This window comes from Methylotuvimicrobium alcaliphilum 20Z (genome assembly GCF_000968535.2).
In the GTDB taxonomy this organism is placed as follows: Bacteria; Pseudomonadota; Gammaproteobacteria; order Methylococcales; family Methylomonadaceae; genus Methylotuvimicrobium; species Methylotuvimicrobium alcaliphilum.
Window position 1 is genome coordinate 3,867,214 of the sequence record NC_016112.1, and the last position, 26,764, is coordinate 3,893,977.

The 26,764-nt window shown below is 47.1% G+C and carries 24 protein-coding genes and 5 tRNA genes; 4 read left to right on the forward strand and 25 right to left on the reverse strand.

The annotated features are described in order from the left end of the window. Position 1 precedes the first annotated feature (1 nt). The 21 genes from rpsG to MEALZ_RS16490 form a co-directional block, all read right to left on the reverse strand. A complete protein-coding gene (gene rpsG / locus MEALZ_RS16390) occupies positions 2 to 472 on the reverse strand; it encodes a 30S ribosomal protein S7 (protein ID WP_014149777.1) in 471 nt (156 codons plus the stop codon). A gap of 18 nt (positions 473 to 490) precedes the next feature. Beyond that, positions 491 to 865: a 30S ribosomal protein S12 gene (gene rpsL / locus MEALZ_RS16395; protein WP_014149778.1), complete on the reverse strand. Its 375-nt coding sequence runs from the start codon at positions 863 to 865 to the stop codon at positions 491 to 493. 164 nt (positions 866 to 1,029) lie between these two features. Next, a complete protein-coding gene (gene rpoC, locus MEALZ_RS16400) occupies positions 1,030 to 5,232 on the reverse strand; it encodes a DNA-directed RNA polymerase subunit beta' (RefSeq protein WP_046061218.1) in 4,203 nt (1,400 codons plus the stop codon). Between the two features lie 84 nt (positions 5,233 to 5,316). After that, positions 5,317 to 9,393 (reverse strand): DNA-directed RNA polymerase subunit beta, encoded by a 4,077-nt coding sequence (rpoB, locus tag MEALZ_RS16405; RefSeq protein ID WP_014149780.1) that lies wholly within the window; start codon positions 9,391 to 9,393, stop codon positions 5,317 to 5,319. A 127-nt stretch (positions 9,394 to 9,520) separates the two neighbouring features. Then, positions 9,521 to 9,889 (reverse strand): 50S ribosomal protein L7/L12, encoded by a 369-nt coding sequence (gene rplL, locus MEALZ_RS16410; RefSeq protein WP_014149781.1) that lies wholly within the window; start codon positions 9,887 to 9,889, stop codon positions 9,521 to 9,523. A gap of 43 nt (positions 9,890 to 9,932) precedes the next feature. Next, positions 9,933 to 10,427, reverse strand: a complete 495-nt coding sequence (gene rplJ / locus MEALZ_RS16415; protein WP_014149782.1) for a 50S ribosomal protein L10 — start codon at positions 10,425 to 10,427, stop codon at positions 9,933 to 9,935. Positions 10,428 to 10,615: 188 nt separating this feature from the next. Next, positions 10,616 to 11,311, reverse strand: a complete 696-nt coding sequence (rplA, locus tag MEALZ_RS16420) for a 50S ribosomal protein L1 (RefSeq protein ID WP_014149783.1) — start codon at positions 11,309 to 11,311, stop codon at positions 10,616 to 10,618. Further along, the gene (gene rplK / locus MEALZ_RS16425; protein WP_014149784.1) at positions 11,311 to 11,742 is read right to left on the reverse strand and encodes a 50S ribosomal protein L11; all 432 of its coding nucleotides are present in this window, start codon (positions 11,740 to 11,742) and stop codon (positions 11,311 to 11,313) included. Before rplK ends, rplA begins: the two co-directional genes overlap by 1 nt. 100 nt (positions 11,743 to 11,842) lie before the next feature. Further along, on the reverse strand, positions 11,843 to 12,376 hold the full coding sequence (gene nusG, locus MEALZ_RS16430) for a transcription termination/antitermination protein NusG (RefSeq protein WP_014149785.1): 534 nt from the start codon (positions 12,374 to 12,376) through the stop codon (positions 11,843 to 11,845). Positions 12,377 to 12,379: 3 nt separating this feature from the next. Next, positions 12,380 to 12,757: a preprotein translocase subunit SecE gene (gene secE / locus MEALZ_RS16435; RefSeq protein WP_014149786.1), complete on the reverse strand. Its 378-nt coding sequence runs from the start codon at positions 12,755 to 12,757 to the stop codon at positions 12,380 to 12,382. Between the two features lie 38 nt (positions 12,758 to 12,795). Continuing rightward, positions 12,796 to 12,871: transfer RNA gene (locus MEALZ_RS16440), tRNA-Trp, on the reverse strand. A 38-nt stretch (positions 12,872 to 12,909) separates the two neighbouring features. Further along, entirely contained in the window at positions 12,910 to 14,100 is a 1,191-nt protein-coding gene (gene tuf, locus MEALZ_RS16445) for an elongation factor Tu (protein ID WP_014149775.1), read from the reverse strand. A gap of 38 nt (positions 14,101 to 14,138) precedes the next feature. Next, positions 14,139 to 14,214, reverse strand: a tRNA-Thr gene (locus tag MEALZ_RS16450). Positions 14,215 to 14,231: 17 nt separating this feature from the next. Then, a tRNA-Gly gene (locus MEALZ_RS16455) sits at positions 14,232 to 14,305 on the reverse strand. Positions 14,306 to 14,325: 20 nt separating this feature from the next. Then, positions 14,326 to 14,410, reverse strand: a tRNA-Tyr gene (locus tag MEALZ_RS16460). 168 nt (positions 14,411 to 14,578) lie between these two features. Further along, on the reverse strand, positions 14,579 to 15,199 hold the full coding sequence (locus tag MEALZ_RS16465; protein ID WP_014149787.1) for a 50S ribosomal protein L25/general stress protein Ctc: 621 nt from the start codon (positions 15,197 to 15,199) through the stop codon (positions 14,579 to 14,581). Positions 15,200 to 15,241: 42 nt separating this feature from the next. Further along, the gene (locus MEALZ_RS16470; RefSeq protein ID WP_014149788.1) at positions 15,242 to 16,195 is read right to left on the reverse strand and encodes a ribose-phosphate diphosphokinase; all 954 of its coding nucleotides are present in this window, start codon (positions 16,193 to 16,195) and stop codon (positions 15,242 to 15,244) included. Positions 16,196 to 16,235: 40 nt separating this feature from the next. Continuing rightward, a tRNA-Gln gene (locus MEALZ_RS16475) sits at positions 16,236 to 16,310 on the reverse strand. Between the two features lie 24 nt (positions 16,311 to 16,334). Then, the gene (gene ispE / locus MEALZ_RS16480; RefSeq protein WP_014149789.1) at positions 16,335 to 17,183 is read right to left on the reverse strand and encodes a 4-(cytidine 5'-diphospho)-2-C-methyl-D-erythritol kinase; all 849 of its coding nucleotides are present in this window, start codon (positions 17,181 to 17,183) and stop codon (positions 16,335 to 16,337) included. Then, positions 17,176 to 17,763, reverse strand: a complete 588-nt coding sequence (lolB, locus tag MEALZ_RS16485) for a lipoprotein insertase outer membrane protein LolB (RefSeq protein ID WP_014149790.1) — start codon at positions 17,761 to 17,763, stop codon at positions 17,176 to 17,178. The genes ispE and lolB overlap by 8 nt, the downstream gene beginning before the upstream one ends. Then, positions 17,760 to 19,421, reverse strand: a complete 1,662-nt coding sequence (locus MEALZ_RS16490) for a tetratricopeptide repeat protein (RefSeq protein WP_014149791.1) — start codon at positions 19,419 to 19,421, stop codon at positions 17,760 to 17,762. Before MEALZ_RS16490 ends, lolB begins: the two co-directional genes overlap by 4 nt. 630 nt (positions 19,422 to 20,051) lie before the next feature. On the opposite strand from MEALZ_RS16490, the gene hemA reads away from it, so the two are divergent. From hemA to MEALZ_RS16510, 4 genes are read left to right on the forward strand one after another with little or no spacing between them, the layout of a single operon-like run. Beyond that, the gene (gene hemA, locus MEALZ_RS16495; RefSeq protein WP_014149792.1) at positions 20,052 to 21,326 is read left to right on the forward strand and encodes a glutamyl-tRNA reductase; all 1,275 of its coding nucleotides are present in this window, start codon (positions 20,052 to 20,054) and stop codon (positions 21,324 to 21,326) included. After that, entirely contained in the window at positions 21,323 to 22,408 is a 1,086-nt protein-coding gene (gene prfA, locus MEALZ_RS16500; protein WP_014149793.1) for a peptide chain release factor 1, read from the forward strand. The genes hemA and prfA overlap by 4 nt, the downstream gene beginning before the upstream one ends. A 4-nt stretch (positions 22,409 to 22,412) precedes the next feature. Beyond that, positions 22,413 to 23,258 carry a peptide chain release factor N(5)-glutamine methyltransferase gene (prmC, locus tag MEALZ_RS16505; protein ID WP_014149794.1) on the forward strand — a complete coding sequence of 282 codons (846 nt, stop codon included), beginning with the start codon at positions 22,413 to 22,415 and terminating at the stop codon, positions 23,256 to 23,258. 41 nt (positions 23,259 to 23,299) lie between these two features. Then, positions 23,300 to 23,713, forward strand: a complete 414-nt coding sequence (locus MEALZ_RS16510; RefSeq protein WP_014149795.1) for a M67 family metallopeptidase — start codon at positions 23,300 to 23,302, stop codon at positions 23,711 to 23,713. Positions 23,714 to 23,743: 30 nt separating this feature from the next. On the opposite strand, the gene MEALZ_RS16515 is transcribed toward MEALZ_RS16510, so the two are convergent. The 4 genes from MEALZ_RS16515 to MEALZ_RS16530 all read right to left on the reverse strand — a co-directional run bounded on the left by MEALZ_RS16515 (position 23,744) and on the right by MEALZ_RS16530 (position 26,758). After that, positions 23,744 to 24,295 (reverse strand): Uma2 family endonuclease, encoded by a 552-nt coding sequence (locus MEALZ_RS16515; protein ID WP_014149796.1) that lies wholly within the window; start codon positions 24,293 to 24,295, stop codon positions 23,744 to 23,746. 175 nt (positions 24,296 to 24,470) lie between these two features. After that, positions 24,471 to 24,641, reverse strand: a complete 171-nt coding sequence (locus MEALZ_RS22835; RefSeq protein ID WP_223842324.1) for a Uma2 family endonuclease — start codon at positions 24,639 to 24,641, stop codon at positions 24,471 to 24,473. 53 nt (positions 24,642 to 24,694) lie between these two features. Beyond that, entirely contained in the window at positions 24,695 to 26,134 is a 1,440-nt protein-coding gene (gatB, locus tag MEALZ_RS16525) for an Asp-tRNA(Asn)/Glu-tRNA(Gln) amidotransferase subunit GatB (protein WP_014149798.1), read from the reverse strand. Positions 26,135 to 26,152: 18 nt separating this feature from the next. Then, complete coding sequence (locus tag MEALZ_RS16530; protein WP_014149799.1) at positions 26,153 to 26,758, reverse strand: Uma2 family endonuclease; 606 nt, start codon at positions 26,756 to 26,758, stop codon at positions 26,153 to 26,155. Positions 26,759 to 26,764: the final 6 nt, after the last annotated feature.

Below are 26,764 nucleotides of genomic sequence, written 5' to 3' on the forward strand. Positions count from 1 at the left end.
ATTACCAACGGTAATGAGAAAACGCCTTGTTTGCCTCAGCCATACGATGAGTTTCCTCACGCTTTTTAGCTGCCGCACCACGGCTTTCGAAGGCATCCAATAACTCACCGGCCAGTTTTGAAGGCATATTTTTTTCGTTTCTTTTACGAGCCGCATCAATCAACCAACGCATCGCCAAAGCTGCACGGCGCGAAGGTCTAACTTCCACAGGAACCTGATAGGTTGCCCCGCCGACACGCCTTGACTTCACCTCAACCCGCGGCTGTACATTCTCCAGAGCTCGAGTCAACACCTCCAACGGCTCGGCATGACCTTTACTTTCGATCACGTCCAGCGCTCCATACACGATCTTTTCGGCAACCGATTTCTTTCCGCTAGTCATGATCATATTCATGAATTTGGTTAGCATAGTGCTACCAAATCTAGGATCAGGAATGACGTCTCTTTTCGCCGCTACTCTTCTTCTTGACATTTAATTCACCAAACTTCGTTAGGCTTTAGGTCTTTTCGTTCCGTACTTCGAACGACCGCACTTTCTGTTTTTGACACCCGAAGTATCAAGACTTCCGCGAACGACATGATATCGAACACCAGGCAAATCCTTTACCCTACCGCCACGAATCAACACAACGGAATGCTCTTGTAGGTTGTGACCCTCACCACCAATATAGCTACTTACCTCTGCACCGTTTGTCAACCGTACCCGTGCGACCTTTCTTAATGCCGAGTTCGGCTTCTTGGGGGTCGTGGTATAGACTCTAGTACATACTCCGCGACGTTGAGGACATGCCTCCAGCGCCGGAACATTGCTTTTTTCTATTCTTTTAGCACGCGGCTTACGAACCAATTGGTTGATCGTGGCCATAAATTTGTTACTCCGATAATTCAGTTTACCCGCCAGTCAATAAAAATAACCGCCGTACATTTTTATGCACAGCGGCCATATAATGCTTATCCTGACAAATAGCGTTAGCTCATTTGAGCAGAGCATCTTAACGCTAATTTTTTACCAGGTCAAGCCGATTTAATTTATTCAGTGTTTAAGGCTTGCTTTAATGCTTCTTCTACATCACCCGCATCGACTGATGAAATATTATCACCCTCGGATGGAACCTCCATTTCTTTGGAGCGTCGCTTCCTTCTTTGCTCATGATAGGCCAATCCTGTACCCGCGGGTATCAATCGCCCAACGATCACATTTTCCTTCAACCCATGCAAACCGTCGCTCAGTCCGCGAACCGCTGCATCCGTCAATACTCGAGTCGTCTCCTGGAAGGAAGCGGCCGAGATAAATGACTCAGTTGCCAATGAAGCTTTAGTGATACCCAACAAAACAGACTCGAAACTTGCCGGTATCTTTCCTTCCGCTTCCATTTTTTCATTGACCTCACGAACATAGGCCCGCTCGACCTGATCTCCTTTCAAGAATTCCGTGTCACCGCCGGCAGTGATTTCAACTTTACGAAGCATTTGCCTAATGATTGCTTCAATATGTTTATCATTGATTTTTACACCCTGTAATCGATAAACGTCTTGAATCTCTTTCACTAGATAGTTAGCAAGATCTTCAATACCACGCAACCTTAAAATATCGTGCGGCGTCAATTCACCTTCAGCAATGGTTTCACCTTTTTCGACATGCTCGCCCTCGAACACGGTAATATGCCGCCATTTCGGCACCAATGTTTCATATTGTTCGCCGCTTGCATCGGTTATGATGACACGCTGCTTACCTTTAGTCTCTTTACCGAAGGATATCGTGCCGGTTGTTTCCGCCAAAATCGCCGGATCCTTGGTTTTTCTTGCTTCAAACAAGTCGGCTACACGAGGTAAACCACCGGTGATGTCGCGCGTTTTACTCGACTCCTGAGGAATCCTCGCCAATACGTCACCAACTTTAACTTCATGACCGTCCTTGATACTGACAATTGCTCCGGTCGGCAGGAAGTACTGCGCGGGAATCTCTGTTCCGGGCAGATAAATGGTCTCTCCGGCGGCATCCATTAGCTTAACCATTGGGCGCAAATCTTTACCGGCACTACCCCTTTGCTTAGGATCGGTAACCACTAAGGAACTTAAGCCCGTAACCTCATCCGCCTGCTTTTGAACCGTTACACCATCCATGAAGTCGAATAAGCTGACTACGCCATCAACCTCGGTAATTACCGGATGCGTATGCGGATCCCAGTTGGCGATAATTTCTCCACCGCTAATTTTACTGCCGTCCTGGACTAACAAAACCGCGCCATATGGAATTTTATAGCGCTCGCGCTCACGGCCATATTCGTCGATGATACCGATTTCGCCGGACCGGGAAACCGCTACCAGATTTCCCTCCCGGTTTGTAACGGTCTTAAGGTTACTTAACTTAACCGTTCCAGCCGATTTAACTTGTACATTACTAATCGCAGCCGATCTCGAAGCTGCACCGCCAATATGGAAAGTACGCATTGTCAACTGCGTCCCCGGCTCACCGATGGACTGCGCAGCAATAACACCGACCGCTTCGCCGCTATTGACTAAATGCCCTCTAGCCAAGTCTCTGCCGTAACACGCAGCACAAACACCATGGCGATTTTCACAAGTGATAACCGAACGCACATAGACGTGATCGACACTGTTTTCTTCAAGCACCGACACCCAGTGCTCATCAAGCAAGGTTCCGTTTTTAACGATAACTTTTTCGCCGGCCGCATCCATCACGTCGCTGATGACTACGCGACCTAATACACGCTCGGCCAATGGTTCGACCACATCACCGCCTTCGATAATCGGCATCATCGAGATACCTTGCGTCGTGCCGCAATCGTCTCCTGTAATAACCAAATCTTGAGCCACATCGACCAAACGCCTTGTCAAATAACCCGAGTTAGCGGTTTTCAGCGCCGTGTCGGCTAGCCCTTTACGTGCGCCGTGAGTCGAAATAAAGTACTGCAGTACGTCCAGACCTTCCCTAAAATTCGCAGTAATCGGCGTTTCGATAATCGAACCATCCGGCTTCGCCATCAAGCCGCGCATGCCGGCCAACTGCCTAATCTGTGCAGCGGAACCCCGAGCACCCGACTCGGCCATCATAAAAATTGAGTTGAACGATTTCTGAGTAACCTTGTTGCCATCGGCATCTTCGATTTCCTCTACGCCCAAACCATCCATCATGACTTTCGCGACCTGATCATTTGCATGAGACCAGATATCAACTACCTTGTTGTATCGCTCGCCGTCAGTCACCAAACCTGACGAGTATTGACTTTGTATTTCGTTAACTTCGGCATTAGCCGTATTGATAATTTCTTCTTTCTTAGCCGGTATCTCCATATCTTCGATACCGAAAGACACACCCGAAAGGGTGGCATAACGAAAACCAAGATACATCAATTGGTCGGCCATAATGACCGTTTCCTTGATACCTAGATGTCGATAGCAATAATTGATCAATCGCGATATATTTTTCTTCGTCATATCGCAATTGACCATCTCGTACGGCATACCTTCAGGAACAATTTCCCAGATCAATGCTCGGCCAACCGTCGTTTCGACACGATAGGTTTTTTGTTCGGCAACCCCTCTATCGGTTTTTATTCTTTCAGTGATTCTTAATTGAATCTTGGCTTGTAAGTCGACACTTTTAAATGCCAAGGCTTTATGAACTTCATCTATTGAAACAAAGATCGAGCCATTACCTTTTGCATTAACTTTTTCTCGGCTAATAAAATAAAGACCCAAAACTACGTCCTGAGACGGGTTGATAATCGGCTCACCGCTTGCCGGCGACAAAATATTATTGGTCGCCATCATCAACGTTCTGGCTTCAAGCTGCGCCTCTATCGATAATGGCACATGCACCGCCATTTGGTCGCCATCAAAATCGGCATTGAAAGCGCTGCAGACCAAAGGATGCAACTGTATCGCTTTACCTTCGATTAAGATTGGCTCGAACGCTTGTATACCCAAGCGATGCAAGGTCGGCGCCCTGTTTAACAACACCGGATGCTCGCGAATGACCTCTTCGAGAATATCCCAAACCTCGGCACCTTCTCGCTCAACCATCTTCTTCGCGGCTTTAATCGTTGTGGCAAGCCCTCTCAATTGCAATTTGCTAAAGATGAACGGCTTGAATAATTCCAAAGCCATTTTTTTAGGTAAACCGCATTGATGCAAGCGTAGCGTCGGTCCGACCACAATAACCGAACGCCCGGAATAGTCGACACGCTTACCTAACAAATTTTGCCTAAATCGGCCTTGCTTACCCTTAATCATATCGGCAAGGGATTTAAGCGGTCTTCTATTAGTACCGGTGATAGCTCTGCCTCGACGGCCATTATCGAGTAATGCGTCGACCGACTCTTGCAGCATTCGCTTTTCGTTACGGACGATAATATCCGGCGCGTTCAAATCCAACAAACGATTGAGCCGGTTATTTCTATTGATGACGCGACGATAAAGATCGTTTAAATCCGACGTGGCAAACCGCCCGCCATCCAGAGGCACCAAAGGTCTCAATTCCGGAGGCAAAACCGGCAATACTTGCATAATCATCCATTCAGGACGATTTTTAGAGCTTAACAGCGATTCGATTACTTTTAAGCGCTTAGAAAACTTTTTAATCTTAGTTTCTGAATTAGTGCCGTTGATCTCTTCGCGCAAACGGTTGATTTCGCCATTAAGATCTATTGCTTTGAGCAAGTCAAAAACGGCTTCGGCACCCATTTTCGCAACGAAATCATCGCCAAATTCCTCGACGGCATCGAGATATTCGTCATCGGTTAGTAACTGCCCTTTATTAAGCGGCGTAACACCCGGATCCAGCACAACGAATGATTCGAAATACAAGACGCGCTCGATTTCACGAAGCGTCATGTCTAGCAGCAGCGCAATCCTCGATGGCAAAGACTTCAAAAACCAAATATGAGCAACCGGACTAGCTAACTCAATATGCCCCATTCTTTCTCGGCGCACTTTTGAAAGCGTGACTTCAACGCCGCATTTTTCACAGATGACGCCTCTGTGTTTCAGTCTTTTATATTTTCCGCATAAACATTCATAATCGCTCACAGGGCCAAAAATTTTGGCGCAAAACAATCCATCTCGTTCCGGCTTAAAAGTTCGATAATTGATCGTTTCAGGCTTTTTAACTTCTCCATAAGACCAAGAACGGATCATGTCAGGAGACGCCAAGCCTATGCGAATTGAATCGAAATCATCGGCGCGGCCTTGGCGCTTTAAAAAGTTCATTAAATCTTTCAAGAGCTTATCCTCTCTAAATGGTTTCCGGCATGAGGCCGGAACGGGCAATCAAATTAAGGTAAATAATCGAACTTAATCGCTTTCTAACTCAATATTGACACCGAGTGAACGTATTTCTTTGATCAAGACGTTGAACGACTCCGGCATACCGGCTTCCATTTTATGGTCGCCATCAACGATATTTTTATACATTTTGGTTCTACCGGTTACATCATCGGATTTCACAGTCAACATTTCCTGCAAGGTATAAGCCGCCCCATAAGCCTCCAAAGCCCAGACTTCCATTTCACCGAATCGTTGTCCGCCGAATTGAGCCTTTCCTCCCAGCGGCTGTTGAGTTACCAGGCTATAAGGACCGGTAGAACGTGCATGCATTTTATCATCTACCAAATGATTCAATTTCAACATGTACATGTAACCAACGGTAACTTCGCGTTCGAACGGTTCGCCGGTCAAACCGTCATAGAGTACGGTTTGACCATGTTCAGGATAATCTGCCAGTCTCAACATGGTTTTAATTTCATCTTCGCTAGCGCCATCGAACACAGGAGTCGCCATCGGTACCCCTTCAACCAAATTATGGGCTAGCTCGAGGATCTCTTTATCGGTCAAGGCATTCAAGTCTTCCTTACGACCGCTGCTATTATAGATTTTTTCTAAAAACCCTCTAATTTCAACGATTTTTGCTTGAGCCTCAAGCATTTTACCAATCTTGATACCCAAACCTTTGGACGCCCAACCCAAATGAGTTTCCAACACCTGACCCACATTCATACGTGACGGAACCCCGAGAGGATTCAATACGATATCGACCGGATTACCATCGGCTGTATAAGGCATGTCTTCGATCGGTCTAATCATGGAAATAACCCCTTTATTTCCATGTCGCCCAGCCATTTTATCGCCCGACTGTATTCTTCTCTTAACCGCGAGGTAGACCTTAACCATTTTTAAGACACCGGGCGGCAAATCATCGCCCATGGTGATCTTTTTGCGCTTGATATCAAACTTGACATCGAAATCCTTTCTCTGTTGCTCGATTTGCTCGATGACTCCTTCCAATTGGACATTGATGTTTTCATCTTCCATTTTGATTTGCAGCCATTGAGAAGGCCTCAATCTATCCAGATATTCTTGATTTACGACAGCGCCTGAAGATAAATTATCCGGCCCGGATAAAGCCTTCTTGCCGACGATTAATCTAGCGACTCGCGCATATATGTCCTTTTCGACAATTTTTAGCTGATCGTCAAGATCTTTTCTATAACGCTTAATTTGCTCTTCTTCTATTTCGAGCGCACGCTTATCCTTCTTAACACCATCTCGCGTGAAGACTTGGACATCGATAACCGTCCCTTCAACACCGTTCGGTACTCTTAATGACGTATCTTTTACGTCGGCAGCTTTCTCACCGAAAATTGCACGCAATAGCTTTTCCTCAGGCGTTAATTGCGTTTCACCTTTAGGAGTTACTTTACCGACCAGAATATCACCGCCTTTGACCTCGGCACCGACATAAACGATCCCGGACTCATCCAATTTCGATAAGGCTTCTTCGCTGACGTTTGGAATGTCCGCGGTAATCTCTTCCGGGTTATATTTAGTATCCCTCGCAACGCAGGTTTTTTCTTCAATATGGATAGTCGTAAAACGATCTTCTTTAACAACCCTTTCGGAAACTAAAATCGAATCCTCGAAGTTGTATCCATTCCAAGGCATGAAAGCAACAAGCATATTTTGACCCAAAGCCAATTCGCCAATATCGGTCGAAGGCCCATCGGCTAATATATCTCCCGCATTGACGATGTCGCCAAGCTTGACCAATGGTTTTTGGTTAATACAGGTATTTTGGTTGGACCGCGTATACTTGGTCAGATTATAAATATCGACCCCCGGCTCACCTGACTCGGTTTCGGCATCATTCACCCTGACCACAACCCTAGCGGCATCAACGGCCTCAATGGTTCCGCCTCGCGTAGCTACGACAGCCACCCCGGAATCCTTTGCTACCGTGCGTTCCATACCCGTTCCCACTAGCGGTTTCTCGGCTCTTAGAGTCGGAACCGCTTGCCGCTGCATATTCGACCCCATTAACGCTCGATTCGCGTCGTCGTGCTCCAAGAATGGGATGATAGACGCCGCAACAGAGACTATTTGTTTAGACGATACGTCCATGTATTGCACGGTATCGGACATGGACAATGTAAATTCGTCTTTATAACGGCATGATACTAGTCCTTCTTTTAGACGACCGTCCGCATCGACCGGCACAGCAGCCTGAGCAATGACAAACTCCCCTTCTTCGATCGCCGAGAGATATTCAACCTGATCGGTTAGTTTTCCATCGACAACTTTTCGATAGGGCGTTTCAAGAAAGCCATATTCGTTGGTGCGCGCATAAACGGCCAATGAGTTGATCAAACCGATATTCGGTCCCTCCGGCGTTTCGATCGGGCAAACGCGTCCGTAATGCGTGGTATGAACATCGCGCACTTCGAAACCGGCACGCTCGCGCGCCAATCCACCCGGACCCAAAGCCGATACCCGGCGCTTGTGCGTAACCTGAGAAAGCGGATTATTTTGATCCATGAACTGCGACAGCTGGCTTGAGCCGAAAAACTCTTTAACCGCCGCAGATACCGGTTTCGCGTTGATAATTTCCTGCGGCATCAGGCCTTCGGAATCGGCTAATGTCAGCCGTTCTTTAACCGCTCGCTCTACCCTGACTAAGCCAACTCGGAATTGGTTCTCGATCATCTCGCCAACCGAACGGACTCTTCGGTTACCCAAATGATCGATATCATCGACATTACCGTTTCCGTTTCGGATATTGATCAACTCCTTTAATACATCAATGATATCTTCCTTGCTGAGCGTGCCCTCTCCGGTTGTTTCTTGACGACCCAGGCGCCGATTGAATTTCATACGCCCGACGGTCGACAAATCGTAACGGTCTTCGGTAAAAAACAGGTTTTGAAACAGGTTTTCCGCTGATTCTTTTGTCGGCGGCTCTCCCGGTCTCATCATACGATAAATTTCAACTAACGCTTCCAGTTGCGTGCTACTCGTGTCCAAACGCATCGCGTTCGAGATATAGGGCCCCCTATCCAGATCGTTGACATAAATCGTGTTTAGTTCTTGTATACCGCTATCTATGATTTTATCGAGCAACTCCTCGGTAAGCTCATCATTGACATTGGCAAGCAGCTCACCTGTCGATTCATCGATCAGATTATGGCTTAATATTTTTCCGTGTAAATAACCTTTAGGGACTTCGATTTGAGTGACGCCCGCTTCTTTTAATTGGCGTATATGTTTTGCCGTTATCCGACGCCCTTCTTCGATAAGAACCTTTCCGTCATGCTTAAAGTCGAAAGCTGCAATTTCGCCTCTCAGACGCTCCGGCACCAAATCGAACAAACAACTATCACCCGTTAAGACAAAGCGATTGGTTTCGAAGAAAATATCCATCATTTCTTCGTTATTATAACCCAGCGCTCTTAACAAGATCGTTGCCGGAATTTTTCTACGTCTATCTATTCTGACATAGACACAATCTTTGTGATCGAATTCGAAATCAAGCCAAGAACCGCGATAAGGGATAACTCTTGCGTTGAATAATAACTTTCCTGATGAATGCGTTTTACCTTTATCGTGATCAAAAAACACGCCTGGAGATCGATGTAACTGAGAAACGATTACCCGCTCGGTTCCATTAATGACGAAAGTTCCGTTATCGGTCATTAACGGCAACTCGCCCATGTAGACTTCCTGCTCCCGGATATCCTTAACGACTTTCGTGCTTCCAGGCGCGTCTTTATCGTAAATGACCAAGCGCACCAACACTCTCAGCGGCGCCGCAAAAGTTGCCCCCCTTTGTTGACACTCCCTGACGTCGAATGTCGGCTCTCCTAACCGGTATTTTACATATTCCAGAACCGCATACCCGGAATGACTTTCTATTGGAAAAACACTGGAAAAAGCAGCATGCAAACCTACATTCAATCGTTTTTCCGGGGACATACCGGATTGTAGAAAACTTGCGTAGGAATTGATTTGCGTCGCTAAAAGATAAGGCACATCGAGTACTTCCGTACCTTTGCCAAAGTTGTTACGAATGCGTTTTTTTTCGGTAAAAGAGTAGGCCATATTGCTTCCATACCTATTTCATCAGGAATTATTTTTTGCCACCTAAAAATAAGCAGCAAAAGGCCGATGACAAAATGTCACCAGCCGTACTAAGAGGCTTAATGCCTTAAATATTGCGTCAAAATCTTTACTTAATTTCGACTGAAGCGCCTGCGTCTTCAAGATCCTTTTTGACCGCTTCGGCTTCATCTTTGCTTACGCCTTCTTTCAAAGTAGTCGGCACTCCTTCAACGGCGTCTTTGGCTTCTTTCAAGCCCAGACCCGTGATTCCGCGGACCGCTTTAATCGCGGCAACTTTGTTGGCTCCGGCTGCAGTCAAAATAACATCGAATTCGGTTTGTTCTTCAGCCGCCGCAGCCGTCGCTGCCGCTGGAGCCGCAGCCATGACAGCCGCCGATACGCCGAATTTTTCTTCCATCGCTGAAATTAAATCAACGATTTCCATAACCGTCATGTTAGAGACCGCTTCCAAGATATCTTCTTGTGAAATTGCCATTATGTATTCCTCTAAAATAGATGTAAAACTGGTTAAAAAAAGGTTATGCCGCTTCTTTAAGGTCTTTAAGTGCAGCCAATGTCCGTGCAAGCTTGCCAACCGGCGCTTTCATGACCGACATCAACATGCTAATCCCTTGATCGCGCGTCGGCAGTTTTGCCAGTCTTTCAAGTTCGTTAGCATCATATGCCTGTCCACCGATAGCCACTATTTTAGTGACGAGCTTGTTATGACTTTTTGCAAACTCATGGATTAATCTCGCCGCACAGCCTGGATCTTCCATCGAAAACGCTAACAATAACGGACCGACTAAGCCCTCTTGCATGCATTCGAATTCTGTCCCGGCTATGGCTCTTTTTGCCAATGAGTTTTTCACAACCCGCAGATAAACACCCGTTTCTCTAGCGGTTTTCCGTAATTCGGTCATTTCCGACACGGTCAAACCACGATATTCCGCCGCGACGGCGGAATGGGCTTTAGCGGCGAATTCGGCAACCTCTTCGACGACAGCTTTCTTGCTATCTAAATTTAGTGCCACAATTTACCTCCGGTACATTTCTGATTTTTTGTCAGAATCAATAAAACGCATCTTTAAGTAGATGCCCCTTACGGTCCCTTTCACCAGCTTTGCGGCTCCAGCTCCCGTCTACGCAGGACGATTAAGTTTTACAACACCTGCGGTCTTTGACGGTTGCCGGTATTTCCGGCAACCCAAAGTTTCTGCCCTTAACCGGCAAGTCCGCTCTGATCGATCCACAGTCCTGGGCCCATGGTCGAAGACAGCGTAATTTTCTTCATATACACGCCTTTTGCAGCACTCGGCTTGGCTTTGCGCAAATCGGCCAATAACGCTTCCAGATTTTGTTGAATGGCTGTCGCGTCAAAATCCACTTTACCGATTGAGCAGTGGATGATCCCCGACTTGTCGGTCCGATAACGTACTTGCCCTGATTTTGCGTTTTTAACGGCGGTTGCGACATCCGGCGTAACCGTTCCGACTTTTGGGTTTGGCATTAAGCCTCTTGGGCCCAAAATTTGCCCAAGCTGACCAACAACTCTCATTGCATCGGGAGAAGCGATCACTACGTCGAAATTCATTTCGCCTTTTTTAACCTGATCGGCTAAATCGTCCATGCCGACGATGTCCGCACCCGCCTCTTTCGCCGCATCTGCATTGGCGCCTTGAGTAAATACAGCAACTCTTACGGACTTACCGGTTCCATTCGGCAATACGGTAGCACCACGAACATTTTGATCGGATTTTCTTGGATCAACGCCTAAGTTGACACTGACATCGATCGATTCGACAAACTTGCTGTTTCCTAGCTCTTTCAACAAACCAACCGCTTCGTCGACCGAGTATTGTTTGCTTCTATCTACTTTCGACTTAATCAGTTTTGCTTTTTTAGTCAGCCTTGCCATTACACGCCCTCCACATTGAGGCCCATACTACGAGCACTTCCGGCTATCGTTTTAACTGCCGCATCCAAGCTTGCCGCATTTAAATCTTCCATTTTTGTTTTGGCGATCTCTTCAAGCTGTTCACGCGTCACTGTGCCAATTTTCACTTTATTCGGCGTACTACTGCCGCTCTTTACACCAACAGCTTTCTTTAACAAAATCGAAGCAGGTGGAGTTTTAGTAATAAAGGTAAAACTACGATCGCTATAAACGGTAATAACAACCGGAATAGGCAAACCTTTTTCTAACTCTTGAGTTTTTGCATTAAAGGCTTTACAAAACTCCATAATATTGACACCATGCTGACCTAATGCAGGTCCAACTGGTGGACTAGGGTTAGCTTCGCCCGCTTTTACTTGCAACTTTATGTATGCATTGATTTTTTTTGCCATTATTTACTCCAAATCGGGTGCAATCGCTTTTCAGCTCCCCTAATAAACAAAAATCCCGGACACAGTCATATCCAGGATTTTAAAAAATTTTTGACGCTTTTTATGATTTTTCAACTTGATTGAAGTCCAGCTCTACCGGTGTCGACCTGCCAAAAATTAAAACCGAAATCCTAAGCTTACTTTTTTCGTAATTAACTTCTTCTATCGTTCCATTGAAATCCTTAAATGGACCGTCGTTTACTCTTACGACTTCACCGACTTCAAATAAAACTTTTGGCCTTGGCTTATTAACCCCTTCTTCGACTCTATTTAAAATAGACATCGCCTCTTTTTCCGTAATGGGCGCCGGCTTGTCGGATGTTCCACCAATAAACCCAAGCACTCTAGGGACATCTCTAACCATATGCCATGTTTCATCAGTCAATTCCATCTGCACGAGAACATAACCCGGAAAAAACTTCCGCTCGCTTTTACGCTGCTGCCCCATACGCATCTCGACAACTTCTTCTGTAGGCACAAGAATTTTGCCGAAATACTGCTCTAGACCTTCCCGTTTTATCCTTTCCTCTAATGCCTCTTTAACTTTATTTTCAAAGTTTGAATAAGCATGAACAACATACCAACGAAGTGCCATTTATTAGCCTCCTTGACCGGTTAATAAACGAACACCCCAGAATAAAAACATATCAAGCAACCAAAGTATCACACCAACGACAAGCACCATTGCAAAGACCAGTAAAGTCGTTCGCATGGTTTCTTGGCGCGTCGGCCAAACCACTTTTCTTACTTCTTGCTTTGACTCCAGAGCAAAAGCCCAAAAACCCTGACCTACTTGAGTAGTCAACATGAGCCCCATTGCAATTAGAACAATTACGACTAATGAGAGAACCCTATATAATAACGAGTATTCGGAAAAGTAGTAAAAGCCCGCAAGACCTGCAATAACAAAAACAATTGAGAAAACTTGCTTAACAACATCACCTACCGATGCTGAGGATTCAACTTGTGTACTCATGATTGTTATTACGATTTATAGTTATTGTATTTTTCTGATGGCAGGCCAGGAGGGAATCGAACCCCCAACCTGCGGTTTTGGAGACCGCTGCTCTGCCAATTGAGCTACTGACCTAATTCAGAAAATATTAAAATTGTTACTGAGTGCTTTCGTTATTCAATAATCGAAGCAACAACGCCCGCGCCAACGGTACGACCACCTTCACGAACCGCGAATCGCAAGCCTTCTTCCATCGCAATCGGAGCAATTAATTTCACTTCAACATTGACGTTATCGCCCGGCATCACCATTTCCACGCCTTCCGGAAGATCGACCGCTCCAGTCACATCCGTTGTTCTGAAATAAAATTGTGGACGATAGCCATTAAAGAATGGTGTATGACGCCCGCCTTCGTCTTTCGATAATACGTAGATTTCCGCTTTGAAATGCGTATGCGGATTAATGGTACCTTTGTGCGCCAAGACTTGTCCGCGTTCGACTTCGTCTCTTTTGGTGCCTCTTAACAAGACCCCAACGTTATCGCCCGCTTGGCCTTGATCCAATAACTTACGGAACATTTCCACGCCGGTGCAGGTTGTCGTCGTAGTCGGTCTAATTCCGACAATTTCAATCTCTTGCCCAACCTTAATGATTCCACGCTCGACACGTCCGGTAACCACGGTGCCGCGTCCGGAAATCGAGAACACGTCCTCAATCGGCATCAGGAACGGCTGATCAATCGCTCGCTCAGGCTCCGGAATATAGCTATCTAAGGCTTCGACCAGCTTAAGGATCGATGGCACGCCGATATCACTGGTATCGCCCTCCAGCGCTTTTAACGCCGAGCCGATAACTAACGGAGTATCGTCGCCCGGAAATTCGTACATGTCCAATAATTCTCTGACTTCCATTTCCACTAATTCGATTAATTCGGCATCATCCACCATATCGGCTTTATTCAAATAAACCACGATATACGGAACACCTACTTGACGTGCCAACAATATATGCTCACGAGTTTGCGGCATCGGGCCGTCGGCCGCCGAACAGACCAGGATCGCGCCATCCATTTGCGCCGCACCGGTAATCATGTTTTTGACGTAGTCGGCATGACCCGGGCAATCCACATGCGCATAGTGACGGTTTTCCGATTCGTACTCTACGTGAGCCGTTGCGATTGTAATACCACGCTCGCGCTCTTCGGGGGCGTTATCAATTTGATCGTAGGCCTTGTAAACACCTCCACGCGCATCCGCCATCACTTTTGTCAATGCCGCGGTCAATGTGGTTTTACCATGATCGACGTGACCGATGGTTCCTACGTTTACGTGTGGTTTTTTACGTTCGAATTTTTCTTTGGACATTTTACTTTCCCGAAAAAGCTTTTATTGTTGCAAATTTATGGAGCCCATAACCGGATTTGAACCGGTGACCTCTTCCTTACCAAGGAAGTGCTCTACCTACTGAGCTATATGGGCAGAAACCACCGATCATCTGGAGCGGGTGATGGGAATCGAACCCACGTGACCAGCTTGGAAGGCTGGAGTTCTACCATTGAACTACACCCGCAATCTTATATACAAACAGGATGGTGGAGGGGGGAGGATTCGAACCTCCGAAGGCAGAGCCGGCAGATTTACAGTCTGATCCCTTTGGCCACTCGGGAACCCCTCCAAAACCAGGAAGCAGGCCATTCTCACAAAACCCGATAGTTTTGTCAACAAGAACAACCTATTTTTTTGCATTTTTGCCATCATTAAAAACCGACAAAAATACAACTTATAAACTTTTTAGTATTATATTTGCCCGCATATTGGCAGCCACGGGCAGAGCATTAATCGATTATTCTTCAGTTTCCGAATCAGTCTCGGTCTTCTCAACCTTTGGCGGCACAATCGTCACCACTGAAACATCCGCATCATGATCGTCGCCGTGCGACAACGCTAAGAACTCAACACCTTTCGGCGCACTTAACTGAGAAACATGCAAAGATTGACCGAGATCCAAGCTAGCGAGATCCACCTCGATATACTCAGGGAGATCTTCCGGCAAACAAGCCACCTCTATGTCGACTAAGCTATGCATAACCACTCCGCCTACTTTAGCGCCAACACATATTTCTTCATTGATAAAATGAAGAGGCACTTGCGCCTTCAGCTTCTCATTTGCTTTTACTCGCAAAAAATCCAAATGCAACACCTTAGCTTTAGCCGGATGTCTTTGCACGGACTTTAGAATTGCTTTTTGCACCTTGCCTGCGACAACCACATCTAAGATATGCGAATAAACAGCTTCATGAGCAAGATGCTTAACAACTTCATTGTGATCCAAAACCAACATTTCAGGACCAGCTTCTCCGCCGTAAATTACCGCCGGAACTTTTCCTTGTCGACGAACCGACTTAGCATAAGCAGTCCCCGGCCTTTCCCGAGCTTCCGCCACAAATTCAAATACGCTTGACATTACATTCTCCAAAGCTGTGCATCTATACACTTCGCTAATTTATCAATCCACATACAACGAGCTAACCGACTCGCCGACAGCGATACGTCTTATCGTTTCCGCCAACATCTCAGCAACGCTGAGCTGCCTAATTTTACCAATGCGGCTTGCTTCTAAGCTTAACGGTATCGTATCGGTTACGACCAATTCATCCAAAACCGAATCCTTCAAATTATCAATTGCTCTTCCGGAAAGAACAGCATGCGTACAGTAAGCCACAACCTTGACCGCACCATGATCTTTCAATGCTTCCGCCGCATGACATAGAGTGCCTGCCGTATCGACCAGATCGTCGACCATAACACAGGTACGACCCTCAACATCGCCGATGATATGCATTATCTCGGAGACATTTGCTTTCGGACGTCTTTTATCTATTATTGCTAGATCAGCATCATCCAGCCGTTTAGCCAGAGCTCTAGCCCTAACAACCCCACCCACATCGGGCGAGACCACTATCAGATCCTTATACTTTTGCCGCCAAACATCGCCTAGCAAAATCGGCGAAGCGTAGACATTATCTACCGGTATATCAAAAAAACCTTGGATTTGATCCGCATGAAGATCAACAGTGAGCACCCGGTCCGCCCCGGCCTCACCTATCATTTTGGCGACCAATTTAGCACTGATAGGAACCCTTGCGGAACGCGAACGCCTATCCTGCCTTGCATAACCATAATACGGCATAACCGCCGTTATTCGAGATGCCGATGCGCGATGAAATGCATCGATCATCACCAGCAGCTCCATTAAATTCTCATTAGTAGGAGAACAAGTCGGCTGAATGACAAACACATCCTTGCCTCTTATGTTTTCCTCAACCTCAACAGCAATCTCTCCATCACTGAATCGACCAACCGCAGCCATACCGAGGCGCATACTAAGCTTTTTAACAATACCTTCCGACAACGCCCGATTTGCATTACCAGAAAACACCATTAAAGAGGCGTCACTCATTCAGGTACTCCTAGATTGAATTAATTCGCTATTTAGGTAATGGCTGGGCCGCCAGGATTCGAACCTGGGTATGCGGGGATCAAAACCCCGTGCCTTACCGCTTGGCGACGGCCCAATTACTTAGATATACTTACCAGTCTTAAGCACCATTCAGACTTGAGTACAACGGAGACCTGTTTATTCCCTTACACAGATAAGATTGCCACTTTTTGCTAAGCGGCAAATACGCTTTTTTAGCTGCCAACTCTGTATCAAACTGAGCAAAAACGCATGCTCCTGTACCTGTCAACCTTGCTTCGGAAAATATCGACAATTCTCTCAAAGCCCTATCAACAGACGGGTAAAGCTTCCGAACAACGCCTAAACAATCGTTTTGGTGCTGCCCTGCAATAAAGTCGGCTATTTTGATTGATTTACTATCCCTTGTCAAATCTTTTGATGAAAAAATTTCCTTGGTATCGACATGACAATCCGGCTTCAGCACTACGATCCATTTTTCCGGCACCTCAATCTTCTGAAACACCTCGCCAACGCCTTCCGCCCAGGCACTATGACCGAAAACAAAAATCGGCACGTCCGCGCCCAGCCGCAAGCCTAACTGCATCAGCCGCTCACGGGAAAGCCCTAACCGCCACAAATTATTAAGCGCTACCAATGTCGTTGCCGCATCGGAACTCCCCCCACCTAAACCGCCTCCCATAGGCAAGTGTTTTTCAATCTCGATGACAACCCCACCCTCATAACCGGTTTCTTCTTTTAGCAACTGAGCAGCCCTAAAAGTTAAATCATCAGCCTCAGGAACCCCGGGGAGCGGATTACGCAAAGAAATCACCGAATCATTTACTGGGCGAAACACCAACCAATCGCACAAATCAATGAATTGGAATACTGTTTGTAGCAAGTGATACCCATCTTCCCTTTGCCCCACTATTCTCAACATTAAATTCAATTTTGCCGGCGCTGGCCATCTCTTATACACCTCACTCATGCGTATTCCATTGATCTATGATTAGCTTTAATTTCACTTCCGGATTAGAAACATCGATTTTATAGGGTAACAGCCCTCGATCAGTTTTTTGCATCTTTCTATATCGTATCGTCCAGTTGTCCTGGATAAAACCATTACCAATATTTTCGAACGACTCATTGGGATCGGTCAAGCCTACAACCCAGTAGCGCAATGATCTTAATGGCACATAAAAACCTAATTGCTCGGTTATAAACTCATCGGACCAATCATAATATCTAACCGCACCACCGCCTCGATCGACGTCGACATAATCATCGGCAATATGAATATCCACTGCCCCTTGACCGAATGGCCCCGAAACTCGAATCATCTCTTCGCTATCCGCACGCCGCCATTCTATTGCGGCAGTCCACGAATCATGTTGAGCCGTTAACGATACACGCCCATCCAGACTCCATTCCCGCAATTGATAAAACTCACCTCGACCAAGCTCCGAATAAGCCGCCAAATCTTTAATCGGCGAAGTCGAACATCCCGTTAAAACCGATAGAACCAATACCGACCATCCATAGCGAGATTTTGTGTATTGTTTTCTCATTCAGCATCAAGAATGCGCTGCTGAAAATCCAAAAGATATTCATCGTCCGGCGATATTTTTATCGTCTGTTCGAATAATTTCTTCGCTTCATCCCTACGACCCAAGACCCACAAGACCTCCGCCAAATGCGCCGCAATTTCGTTTTCTTGCTGCTTGGAATAAGCCTTCTGCAAATATTCTAAAGCCTTTTCATAATTCCCCAGCTTAAATTGCAGCCATCCATAGCTATCAATAATGACCGCCTCATCCGGCTGCAATTCCAGAGCCTTTTCAAGATACACCAGCGCCTCTTCGTAACGGTCGGTTCTATCCGCCAAGGTATAGCCCAATGCGTTCAAAGCACTCACATCATCGGGATACTGAGCCAGTATCCTTCTTAAATCTTGCTCCAGTACGTCGAGGCGATCAATACGTTCCGAGACCAAAGCCCGAGTATATAACAATTCTTTTTGATCGGGCATTTCTTCAATTGCCTTGCTCAACAAATCGAATGCCTTGATATATTGCTTTTGTTCGTTATAAAACTCCGCCTCTAACAACAGCGCTCGCATCTTTTCATCGGACGAACGCGCGCGAAGCCGACTTAATCGCTCAGATGCCTCTTCAAATTGCTTATCCTTAATCAGCAGCGATATTCCCGCAGCCGCGGCATCGAAACGCAAGCTTCCCCTCGAGACCCTATCGAACCAAACCAGCGCCTCGCTATTTCTGCCATCCCGAACCGCAATTCTGCCTAGGTAAAAGCTTGCCTGATCACTCCATTCGGGATAAGGAGTTAAGCTCTTAAACAAAGACTCTGCTTTATCGTCTCGCTCCATCTGTAAATTAACCAACGCCAAAGAAAAACGCGATTCAAAATCCTCCGGCTCCTGATCAATGATTTCAAGATACAACTTGCCGGCTTCTTCATACTCGCCCAACTTAACTAAGACTTGAGCCAACAACTTCTTAACCTTCAAGCTATCCTGATTTTGCTCTGATAAATCCGCGAGATAAACCCTTGCATTATCTAAATCTCCTGAGAAAGCCGCAATCTGCGCCCTAAACAACAAAGCCTTTTCCCAATCCGGTCGCAATTCAATGGCCTGATCAATTTTTCGTTGCGCCAAAACATTACTGTTTAACTGCATTGCCAACATGGCTTGAATAAAATAAACAGCGGCTTCTTCCGGTCTTTGCTCGGCAAGATCTTCCAATACGTCATATACGAAAGCGGTATTGCCTTTTTGACCCAATGCTCTAATTAACTCAACAACCGCATCCTCAAAACCTTCCGAATCCATGTCCAACAAAAAGAGAGCGTGCTCGATAGCCGAAGGCTTTACTTCCTTTCTTAAGGCCGATAGCAAGGCAATTTTTCTAGCCGTTAAATTATCCGGCTCTTGTTGCAACCAAAGCGCAACAGCCTCATCGCCTCGCTCGCTATCTTTAATGTAAAGAGCAATCTTCGCAGCACGCTCGGCCAATCTAACATCATTAACCCGTTTTGCGGCCTCGAGATACCCTTCCAGAGCAACATCGTACTGCCCTCTTTGACCGGCAATTTCAGCGGCCAGCAACATGTACATGATATCCGGTTCAATTGCTGTTATAGGCTCCGCTGATTCGACACCTTGCTCGTCATGAGAGCTTTGTGAATACTCGTCAAGCTCATCCATGGCTCGCCCTCTTTCCTGAGAGGAACCGCAACCACTAAGAAAAACAAGGGCTATCACGGCAATTAACTTATAATTCGACACACTCACATCCTTCATATTTTGCAATACAGTTTTGCAATAGATTAGCAGAAAAACATTTCAGTTCGGATAGTTGTTTTAATGCATTTGAATAAAACTTAATTATTTAATTAAAATATTAAAAAATTTGACTAAAAAAATAATTTTGGCAAACAATGGCGCGCCATTAAAAACTAACTTAGGATTTGACCATAAATAACATCTCTATTTCTTATGACAGGATCTTCAGGAGCCTGGGTCGAGCAGGTTTTTGCTCTCGCAACATGTGCTTTCACCCAGCACCTAAGCCCCATAGGCCATTTGGCTTATGGCCAACTATCTTGGATAATTAAGGCGCTAGGACTATCAAGCGAGCCACCGAACCTATTAAAAACACATAGACCTGAAGCTGCTTGTCACGAAATTCTTATGACGAACCTTAAATCCGCTAAGTTCAATCGGTAATTTCACACACGCAAATCGATACAGCAACTTTAGACGATTTCTATAGCCTAATGGCCTGACTTACCAAGCTAAAAAACCACATTCGCTCCGAACTCTAAATTTAAAACGATGACACTTCTTGCCGTAGGGATAAATTACAACACCGCCCCCGTTTCTATCCGAGAACGGCTAGCTTACCCTGCCGAAATATTGGATTCCTCGCTCAAAGACCTATGGCATTTAAAGGATATATCCGAAGCCGCTATTCTATCGACCTGCAACCGAACGGAATTTTATTGCGAATCATCCAACGAAAATAAACACATTTTAATCGAACATATGTTAATCGATTGGATCACTCAAACTCGTAACATCAAGCCTAACGATTTAACCCCCTATCTTTACACCTACAACGATAACCAGTTAATTCGGCATATGTTTCGAGTTGCATGCGGCTTGGACTCCATGGTCCTCGGCGAACCGCAAATATTAGGTCAAATGAAAGCCGCTTATCAAGCCGCTAATGAAGCGGGCACCTTGGGCAAATATTTAGGTAAGCTCTTTCAGCACACTTTCGCAGCGGCAAAAAAAGTCAGAACCGATACCGCCATCGGATCGAGTCCGGTTTCAGTAGCCTTCGCCGCCGTGCAACTGGCACAACAAATCTTCGACAAATTAAGCGAACAAACCGCGATTCTAATCGGTGCGGGCGAAACCATCGAATTGACGGCACGGCATTTGGTCCAACATGGCATCGGACGCATCATCATCGCCAATCGAACCTATGATAAAGCGCACGCCTTAGCGACGCGCTTTAACGGTTATGCCATTGCGTTATCGGAATTACCGATGCACTTGGCCGAAGCCGATATCGTCGTTTCATCGACAGCAAGCTCACTGCCGATTTTAGGGAAGGGCCGAGTAGAAAGTGCCATCAAAAAGCGCAAACACAAGCCGATGTTCATGGTCGACTTGGCAGTTCCGCGCGACATAGAATCGGAAGTCGAACAACTGAACGACGTCTACCTCTATACGGTCGACGACCTCAAAAACACGATCGACCAAAACATGGATAACCGGCGCAAAGCCGCCGAACAAGCGGAAGAAATCATCGATACTCAGGTCGAACATTTTCTTTCCTGGTTGCGTTCGCAAGGTGCGTTAACCACGATCAAAGACTACCGCATTCAGGCGGAGCAAATTCGCGACGACGCGTTACGCAAAACATTAAATCAATTACAAAGCGGCATTTCCGCCGAGGAAGCGCTGCAGAGACTCGCTCATACCTTAACTAACAAGCTCATCCATACGCCCAGCGCGCAAATTCGGGAAGCCGGCGCCAACGAAAGACACGACTTAATAGCGGCGGCCCGCGAAATTTTCAAATTGAACAACACACAATGAAGCCATCCATAGAACACAAATTAGCCAACTTAAGCGAACGTTTCGATGAAATCACCGCCTTATTGGCCGAACCCGAAGTACAAGCCAATCAGAATAAATTCCGCTCATTGAGCCAAGAATACGCGCAAATCAACCCGATTGTCACATGCTATAAACGCTATCTCGATACCGCCGAAAACCTAGCCGGGGCGCAAGAAATGGCCAAAGACCCGGACCTGGATCTGCGCGAAATGGCCCGCGAGGAAATACTCGCCGCCGAAAAACAACAAGAGGTCATCGAGCAAGAACTGCAGATTTTATTATTGCCGAGAGACCCTAACGACAACAGAAACATTTTCCTGGAAATCCGCGCCGGGACCGGCGGCGATGAAGCCGCGATATTTTCAGGCGATCTCGCGCGCATGTATCAGCGCTATGCCGAGAAAAAAGGCTGGAAGACCGAGATTATCAATGAAAACGAAGGCGAACATGGCGGCTATAAGGAAATTATCCTGCGCGTAACCGGCCAAGATGTCTATTCGCAACTCAAATTCGAATCAGGAGCGCATCGAGTACAACGTGTCCCGGAAACCGAGTCCCAGGGGCGCATCCATACTTCCGCTTGCACCGTTGCAGTCATGCCCGAAGTCGAGGAAGTCGATGCTATCGACATTAATCCTGCAGACCTTCGTATCGATACGTATCGCTCATCCGGCGCGGGCGGTCAACATGTCAACAAAACGGACTCGGCAATCCGCATCACTCATCTTCCGAGCGGTATCGTCGTCGAATGTCAGGACGAACGTTCACAACACAAAAACCGTGCCCGAGCGATGTCGTTATTGCAATCGCGCCTATTATCGGCCGAACAGGAAAAACATCAAGCCGAGCAACAGGCGAACCGCAAACTTCAAGTCGGCAGCGGCGACCGCTCCGAGCGGATTCGCACCTACAATTACCCGCAGGGGCGCATGACCGACCACCGAATCAATCTGACGCTGTATAAACTTGACGAGATCATGGAAGGCGGACTCAATCATGTCATCGAGCCGTTAATTAACGAGCATCAAGCTGAACTATTGACACAACTGGGCGAAAATTAAACCGATGCCCACCGCTCAATCGGCATTGGCACACGCAGCCCAAAGTTTGAGTTTCGTTTCCGAATCGCCCTTGCTCGACGCCGAAATTCTGCTCTGCCTCGCGCTCGATAAAGACCGCTCTCATCTGCGCGCATGGCCGAATAAAAAATTATTACCCGAACAAAACAGCCATTTCGAAGCACTGCTGCAAAAACGGCTTTCCGGCATGCCGATCGCATACATCACCGGCAACCGCGAATTCTGGTCGCGTGATTTCGAAGTTAACCGCGACGTGCTGATTCCAAGGCCCGACACCGAACTACTAATCGAACTGGCCTTGCAACGGATACCGGAACGACAACCTTACCGCCTGATCGATTTAGGCACCGGTTCCGGCATCATCGCCATTACCTTAGCCGCAGAGCGCCCCGATAGCGAAGTCATTGCCACCGATTTCAGCACTAACGCGCTGACTATCGCCCGCCGAAATGCCCAGCGTCACATTGTACGGAACATCCAATTTTTGCAAAGCGATTGGTTTGAGGCGGTAAACGACTCGGCGTTGTTCAATCTTGTCGTCAGCAATCCACCCTATATCGCGGATAATGACCCGCACTTAACCGAAGGCGATGTCAGATTCGAACCCATGTGCGCGTTGATTGCGGACAATCATGGCTTGAGTGATATCGAGCGCATCGCAAACGCCGCCAGGCGACATTTGCTCCCTCAAGGTCATTTATTGGTCGAACATGGTTACGATCAACAAGATCAAGTCCAGGCTATCTTCAGCCAATTGAATTACCGAAATATCGTCACTTATCTCGATCTTTCAGGTCAGCCTCGAGTCACTTATGGACAATGGCGTCCATAGCGATTTAATTTAAAACCTCCACATGCCGACAGCGAATCACGATGCAAATTTCAGAAATTCACATTCCCAGAAAAATCACCAATCAACTGCTGCATCTCGCGCAATTGTCACCCGAAACCGAGGTTTGCGGACTGATCGGCAGCCTGAACGGTATTCCGAACCATTGCTACCCTGTCGATAACAGCGCCGATCACCCTGAAAACCGGTTTTTATTGGACCCTAAACAGCAAATCGCTGCGATGGGACAAATGCGCAAAAACGGTGAGGAATTGTTCGCGATTTATCACTCTCACCCGACAGCGCCGGCATTTCCTTCAAAAATCGATTTGGAAATGGCAAGCTATCCTGAAGCACTCAATTTAATCATTTCGCTGAACACGAAAGGCGTACTGGAAATGCGAGGCTTCCGGATCGCCGAACAAAAAGCAACGGAAGTCCCGTTGATTTTGGGCTAACACTTGGTTTTGACGCAAAAGAATCGTTCCTCAGTCATCGCTACCAAGGCGTACGCCTTCATAAATATCGCCGATATCGACAACACAATCGATCGATGCAAAAAAGAAGGCCTGGCCTTGCTGAAACAGTTGCAAATCCCATTGCTCAACGCGCCGGTAGCATTCGACACGCTGCGTATCCTGAGCGATCAACACATACTCGTCGAGACTGGTTAATTTCCGGTAGTGATGAAATTTCTCTGCGCGATCGTAACGCTCGGTTGCGTCGGAGAGTATTTCGACGATCAATTTCGGCTGAGTATTAAATTGCTCATGAGTATCGTCAGCCGAACAGGTAACATGCAGATCGGGATAGAAAAAATTATCGTCCGTTTCGGTTTGCACCCGGACCTTCATTTCGTCTGAATGGACTCGGCAAAGCGAACCTCGCAGATGTGCATGCACATGAGCGATCAGGTTCATTGCGATCGTATCATTCGCACGCTTAGGAGTCACTGCCATTAAGTTAAGGACTTTTCCGTTCGCCCTGAGCTTGTCGAAGGGTGAACGGAAAAGTCCGAGTCGATAAATTAAGCCGTCCATGGTTCGACAGGCTCACCACGAACGGCTTAACTTAATGGCATTGACGCTTAGGAGTTGGTAGTAAATAACTTCCCTATTTTATGGAGGGTTCGGTTGCTCGATTGGCAGGTGTCGGCGGCAGGGAAAGCCGCCGTCAAGCCTACATGGACGTATTCACGGCGTCCTGTCAAGCGAGTTACCGAACTCTCAACAAAGCGCATAATTCCAGGACGTTATCTATCACGAAATCCTTAACGCCGACCATCGCATAAACTTCACCTCCGACATACTCATGCTTGACGTCACTGAGTAATTCGCTTTGCAAATAATCCTCGACGCTGATTTTCGGCTTTTCTGTAAATACCATATAAACCGCGCCTATTTCGTTGGATGGGCCGGAATTCCGCCCATCCATAGACCTTACCTTTTCAACTTAGTTTTCAAAATCTTATTGACCTCGGCCGGATTCGCCTTACCCTGCATTTCCTTCATGACTTGGCCGACAAAAAAGCCGAAGACTTTATCCTTACCGCCGAGGTATTGTTCGACTTGCCCTGGATTGTCGGCGATGATTTTATCGATGATCGCCTCGATCGCGCCGGTATCGGTAATTTGCTTTAAGCCTTGGCTTTCGATGATTTGATCGGCCGTTTCTTGGCCTTGCCACATCGCCTCGAAGACTTGTTTTGCGATTTTGCCCGAAATCGTGTCATCGGCGATACGTTTCAACAAGCCCGCCAAACGCTCGGCATCGACAGGACATTGACCGACTTCCAACCCGGCCTTGTTCAGAGCGCCGAGCACGTCGCCGGTTACCCAATTTGTACATATCTTCGCTTCGCCGCCGGACGCTTCGACCAATGCTTCGTAATAATCGGCCAATTGCCTCGACGAAGTCAGCGTAGCCGCACTCTCATCGTCCTGACCGTATTGCTCGATAAAACGCCGTTTCTTCGCATCGGGCAATTCCGGTAAAGTGGCGCGCACTTCGTCTTTGAAGGCTTCGGTAATCTCGACCGGCAATAAATCGGGGTCGGGAAAATAACGATAGTCGTTCGCCTCTTCTTTGCCTCGCATCGAGCGGGTTTCATCTTTGTTTGCATCGTAAAGCCGCGTTTCCTGAACGACCCTGCCGCCGCTTTCGATCAGATCGATCTGGCGTTCGATTTCGTGATTAATCGCTTTTTCAACGAAGCGGAACGAGTTGATGTTTTTGATCTCGGCGCGCGTGCCGAATTCCGCTTGGCCTCTCGGACGCACCGAAACGTTTGCATCGCAACGGAACGAGCCTTCTTGCATGTTGCCGTCGCAGATTTCCAGATAGCGCACCAGTTCGTGCAGCTTGCGCATATAGGCGACCGCTTCTTTCGCCGAACGCAGGTCGGGTTCCGAAACGATTTCCAGCAATGGCGTGCCGGCACGATTCAAATCGATGCCGGTTAGGCCGTGAAAATCCTCATGCAAGGATTTACCAGCATCTTCCTCCAAATGCGCGCGCGTCACGCCGATGCGTTTCGTTACGCCATCGAGGTCGATATCCAGGTGCCCATTGCCGACGATCGGCAACTCGAACTGACTGATCTGATAACCTTTCGGCAGGTCCGGATAAAAATAATTTTTGCGCGCGAAGACCGAGTAAGGCGCGATTTCCGCCTCGATCGCGAGACCGAATTTGACGGCCATGCGCACGGCCTCTTGATTCAACACCGGTAACACGCCGGGCAAGCCTAAATCGACCGCGCAAGCCTGTGTGTTCGGTTCGGCGCCGTAGGCTATCGATGCGCCTGAAAAAATTTTGGATTTTGTCGCGAGTTGTGCATGAATTTCCAACCCGATGACGACTTCCCATTGTGAATTCATTGCTAGTTCCTTATTGATTTATTCGGCAAAAACTTCGGCCAAATCGATTTTTAGTTCGGGCAAAAGATAGGGCTGCGCCGTTTCGTCGCCTGCATAGAGAGCGTGGAGCCGATAGGCTTCGCCATCCCGGTCCAACACGAATTGCTGCACGGCGCGTTCATACGGAAACACCAACCAGTATTCACCGACGCCGCTTTCCTGATACAGATCGTATTTGAAGCGAAGTTCCTTCTTATTATTACCCGGAGAAAGCACTTCGATGATCCAGTCGGGCGCGCCGTCGCAGCCTTGCTCGGTTAATTTGTTTTTATCGCAAATCACGCACAAATCGGGCTGTACAACACTGAAAACTTCGCGGTCGCTCAATTTCGATTTGCGGCGATCGTAAAGCTTGACGTCGAACGGGGCCGAAAAGACTTCGCAGCGTTTATCTGCCATATAATTAACGATCGGCTTGAAAAGATTGCGAGAAATCCGCTGATGCTTGACATTCGGCGACGGCGACATCGTAAAGATCTTGCCCTTGATCAACTCGACCGTTTGATCCAAACGCCACGTCAAATAATCGGCGTAGCTGTAACTCCCGTTCATATCCAATTGCGACAATTCGGTAACCTTGGCCATATCCAA

Excerpts from the sequence above, each read along its gene's own strand:
- rpsG (WP_014149777.1), bottom strand. The coding sequence starts at position 472 with ATGTCAAGAAGAAGAGTAGCGGCGAAAAGAGACGTCATTCCTGATCCT.
- rpsL (WP_014149778.1), bottom strand. The coding sequence starts at position 865 with ATGGCCACGATCAACCAATTGGTTCGTAAGCCGCGTGCTAAAAGAATA.
- rpoC (WP_046061218.1), bottom strand. The coding sequence starts at position 5,232 with ATGAACTTTTTAAAGCGCCAAGGCCGCGCCGATGATTTCGATTCAATT.
- rpoB (WP_014149780.1), bottom strand. The coding sequence starts at position 9,393 with ATGGCCTACTCTTTTACCGAAAAAAAACGCATTCGTAACAACTTTGGC.
- rplL (WP_014149781.1), bottom strand. The coding sequence starts at position 9,889 with ATGGCAATTTCACAAGAAGATATCTTGGAAGCGGTCTCTAACATGACG.
- rplA (WP_014149783.1), bottom strand. The coding sequence starts at position 11,311 with ATGGCAAGGCTGACTAAAAAAGCAAAACTGATTAAGTCGAAAGTAGAT.
- rplK (WP_014149784.1), bottom strand. The coding sequence starts at position 11,742 with ATGGCAAAAAAAATCAATGCATACATAAAGTTGCAAGTAAAAGCGGGC.
- nusG (WP_014149785.1), bottom strand. The coding sequence starts at position 12,376 with ATGGCACTTCGTTGGTATGTTGTTCATGCTTATTCAAACTTTGAAAAT.
- secE (WP_014149786.1), bottom strand. The coding sequence starts at position 12,757 with ATGAGTACACAAGTTGAATCCTCAGCATCGGTAGGTGATGTTGTTAAG.
- tuf (WP_014149775.1), bottom strand. The coding sequence starts at position 14,100 with ATGTCCAAAGAAAAATTCGAACGTAAAAAACCACACGTAAACGTAGGA.
- MEALZ_RS16465 (WP_014149787.1), bottom strand. The coding sequence starts at position 15,199 with ATGTCAAGCGTATTTGAATTTGTGGCGGAAGCTCGGGAAAGGCCGGGG.
- MEALZ_RS16470 (WP_014149788.1), bottom strand. The coding sequence starts at position 16,195 with ATGAGTGACGCCTCTTTAATGGTGTTTTCTGGTAATGCAAATCGGGCG.
- ispE (WP_014149789.1), bottom strand. The coding sequence starts at position 17,183 with ATGAGTGAGGTGTATAAGAGATGGCCAGCGCCGGCAAAATTGAATTTA.
- lolB (WP_014149790.1), bottom strand. The coding sequence starts at position 17,763 with ATGAGAAAACAATACACAAAATCTCGCTATGGATGGTCGGTATTGGTT.
- MEALZ_RS16490 (WP_014149791.1), bottom strand. The coding sequence starts at position 19,421 with ATGGATGAGCTTGACGAGTATTCACAAAGCTCTCATGACGAGCAAGGT.
- hemA (WP_014149792.1), top strand. The coding sequence starts at position 20,052 with ATGACACTTCTTGCCGTAGGGATAAATTACAACACCGCCCCCGTTTCT.
- prfA (WP_014149793.1), top strand. The coding sequence starts at position 21,323 with ATGAAGCCATCCATAGAACACAAATTAGCCAACTTAAGCGAACGTTTC.
- prmC (WP_014149794.1), top strand. The coding sequence starts at position 22,413 with ATGCCCACCGCTCAATCGGCATTGGCACACGCAGCCCAAAGTTTGAGT.
- MEALZ_RS16510 (WP_014149795.1), top strand. The coding sequence starts at position 23,300 with ATGCAAATTTCAGAAATTCACATTCCCAGAAAAATCACCAATCAACTG.
- MEALZ_RS16515 (WP_014149796.1), bottom strand. The coding sequence starts at position 24,295 with ATGGACGGCTTAATTTATCGACTCGGACTTTTCCGTTCACCCTTCGAC.
- MEALZ_RS22835 (WP_223842324.1), bottom strand. The coding sequence starts at position 24,641 with ATGGTATTTACAGAAAAGCCGAAAATCAGCGTCGAGGATTATTTGCAA.
- gatB (WP_014149798.1), bottom strand. The coding sequence starts at position 26,134 with ATGAATTCACAATGGGAAGTCGTCATCGGGTTGGAAATTCATGCACAA.
- MEALZ_RS16530 (WP_014149799.1), bottom strand. The coding sequence starts at position 26,758 with ATGGCCAAGGTTACCGAATTGTCGCAATTGGATATGAACGGGAGTTAC.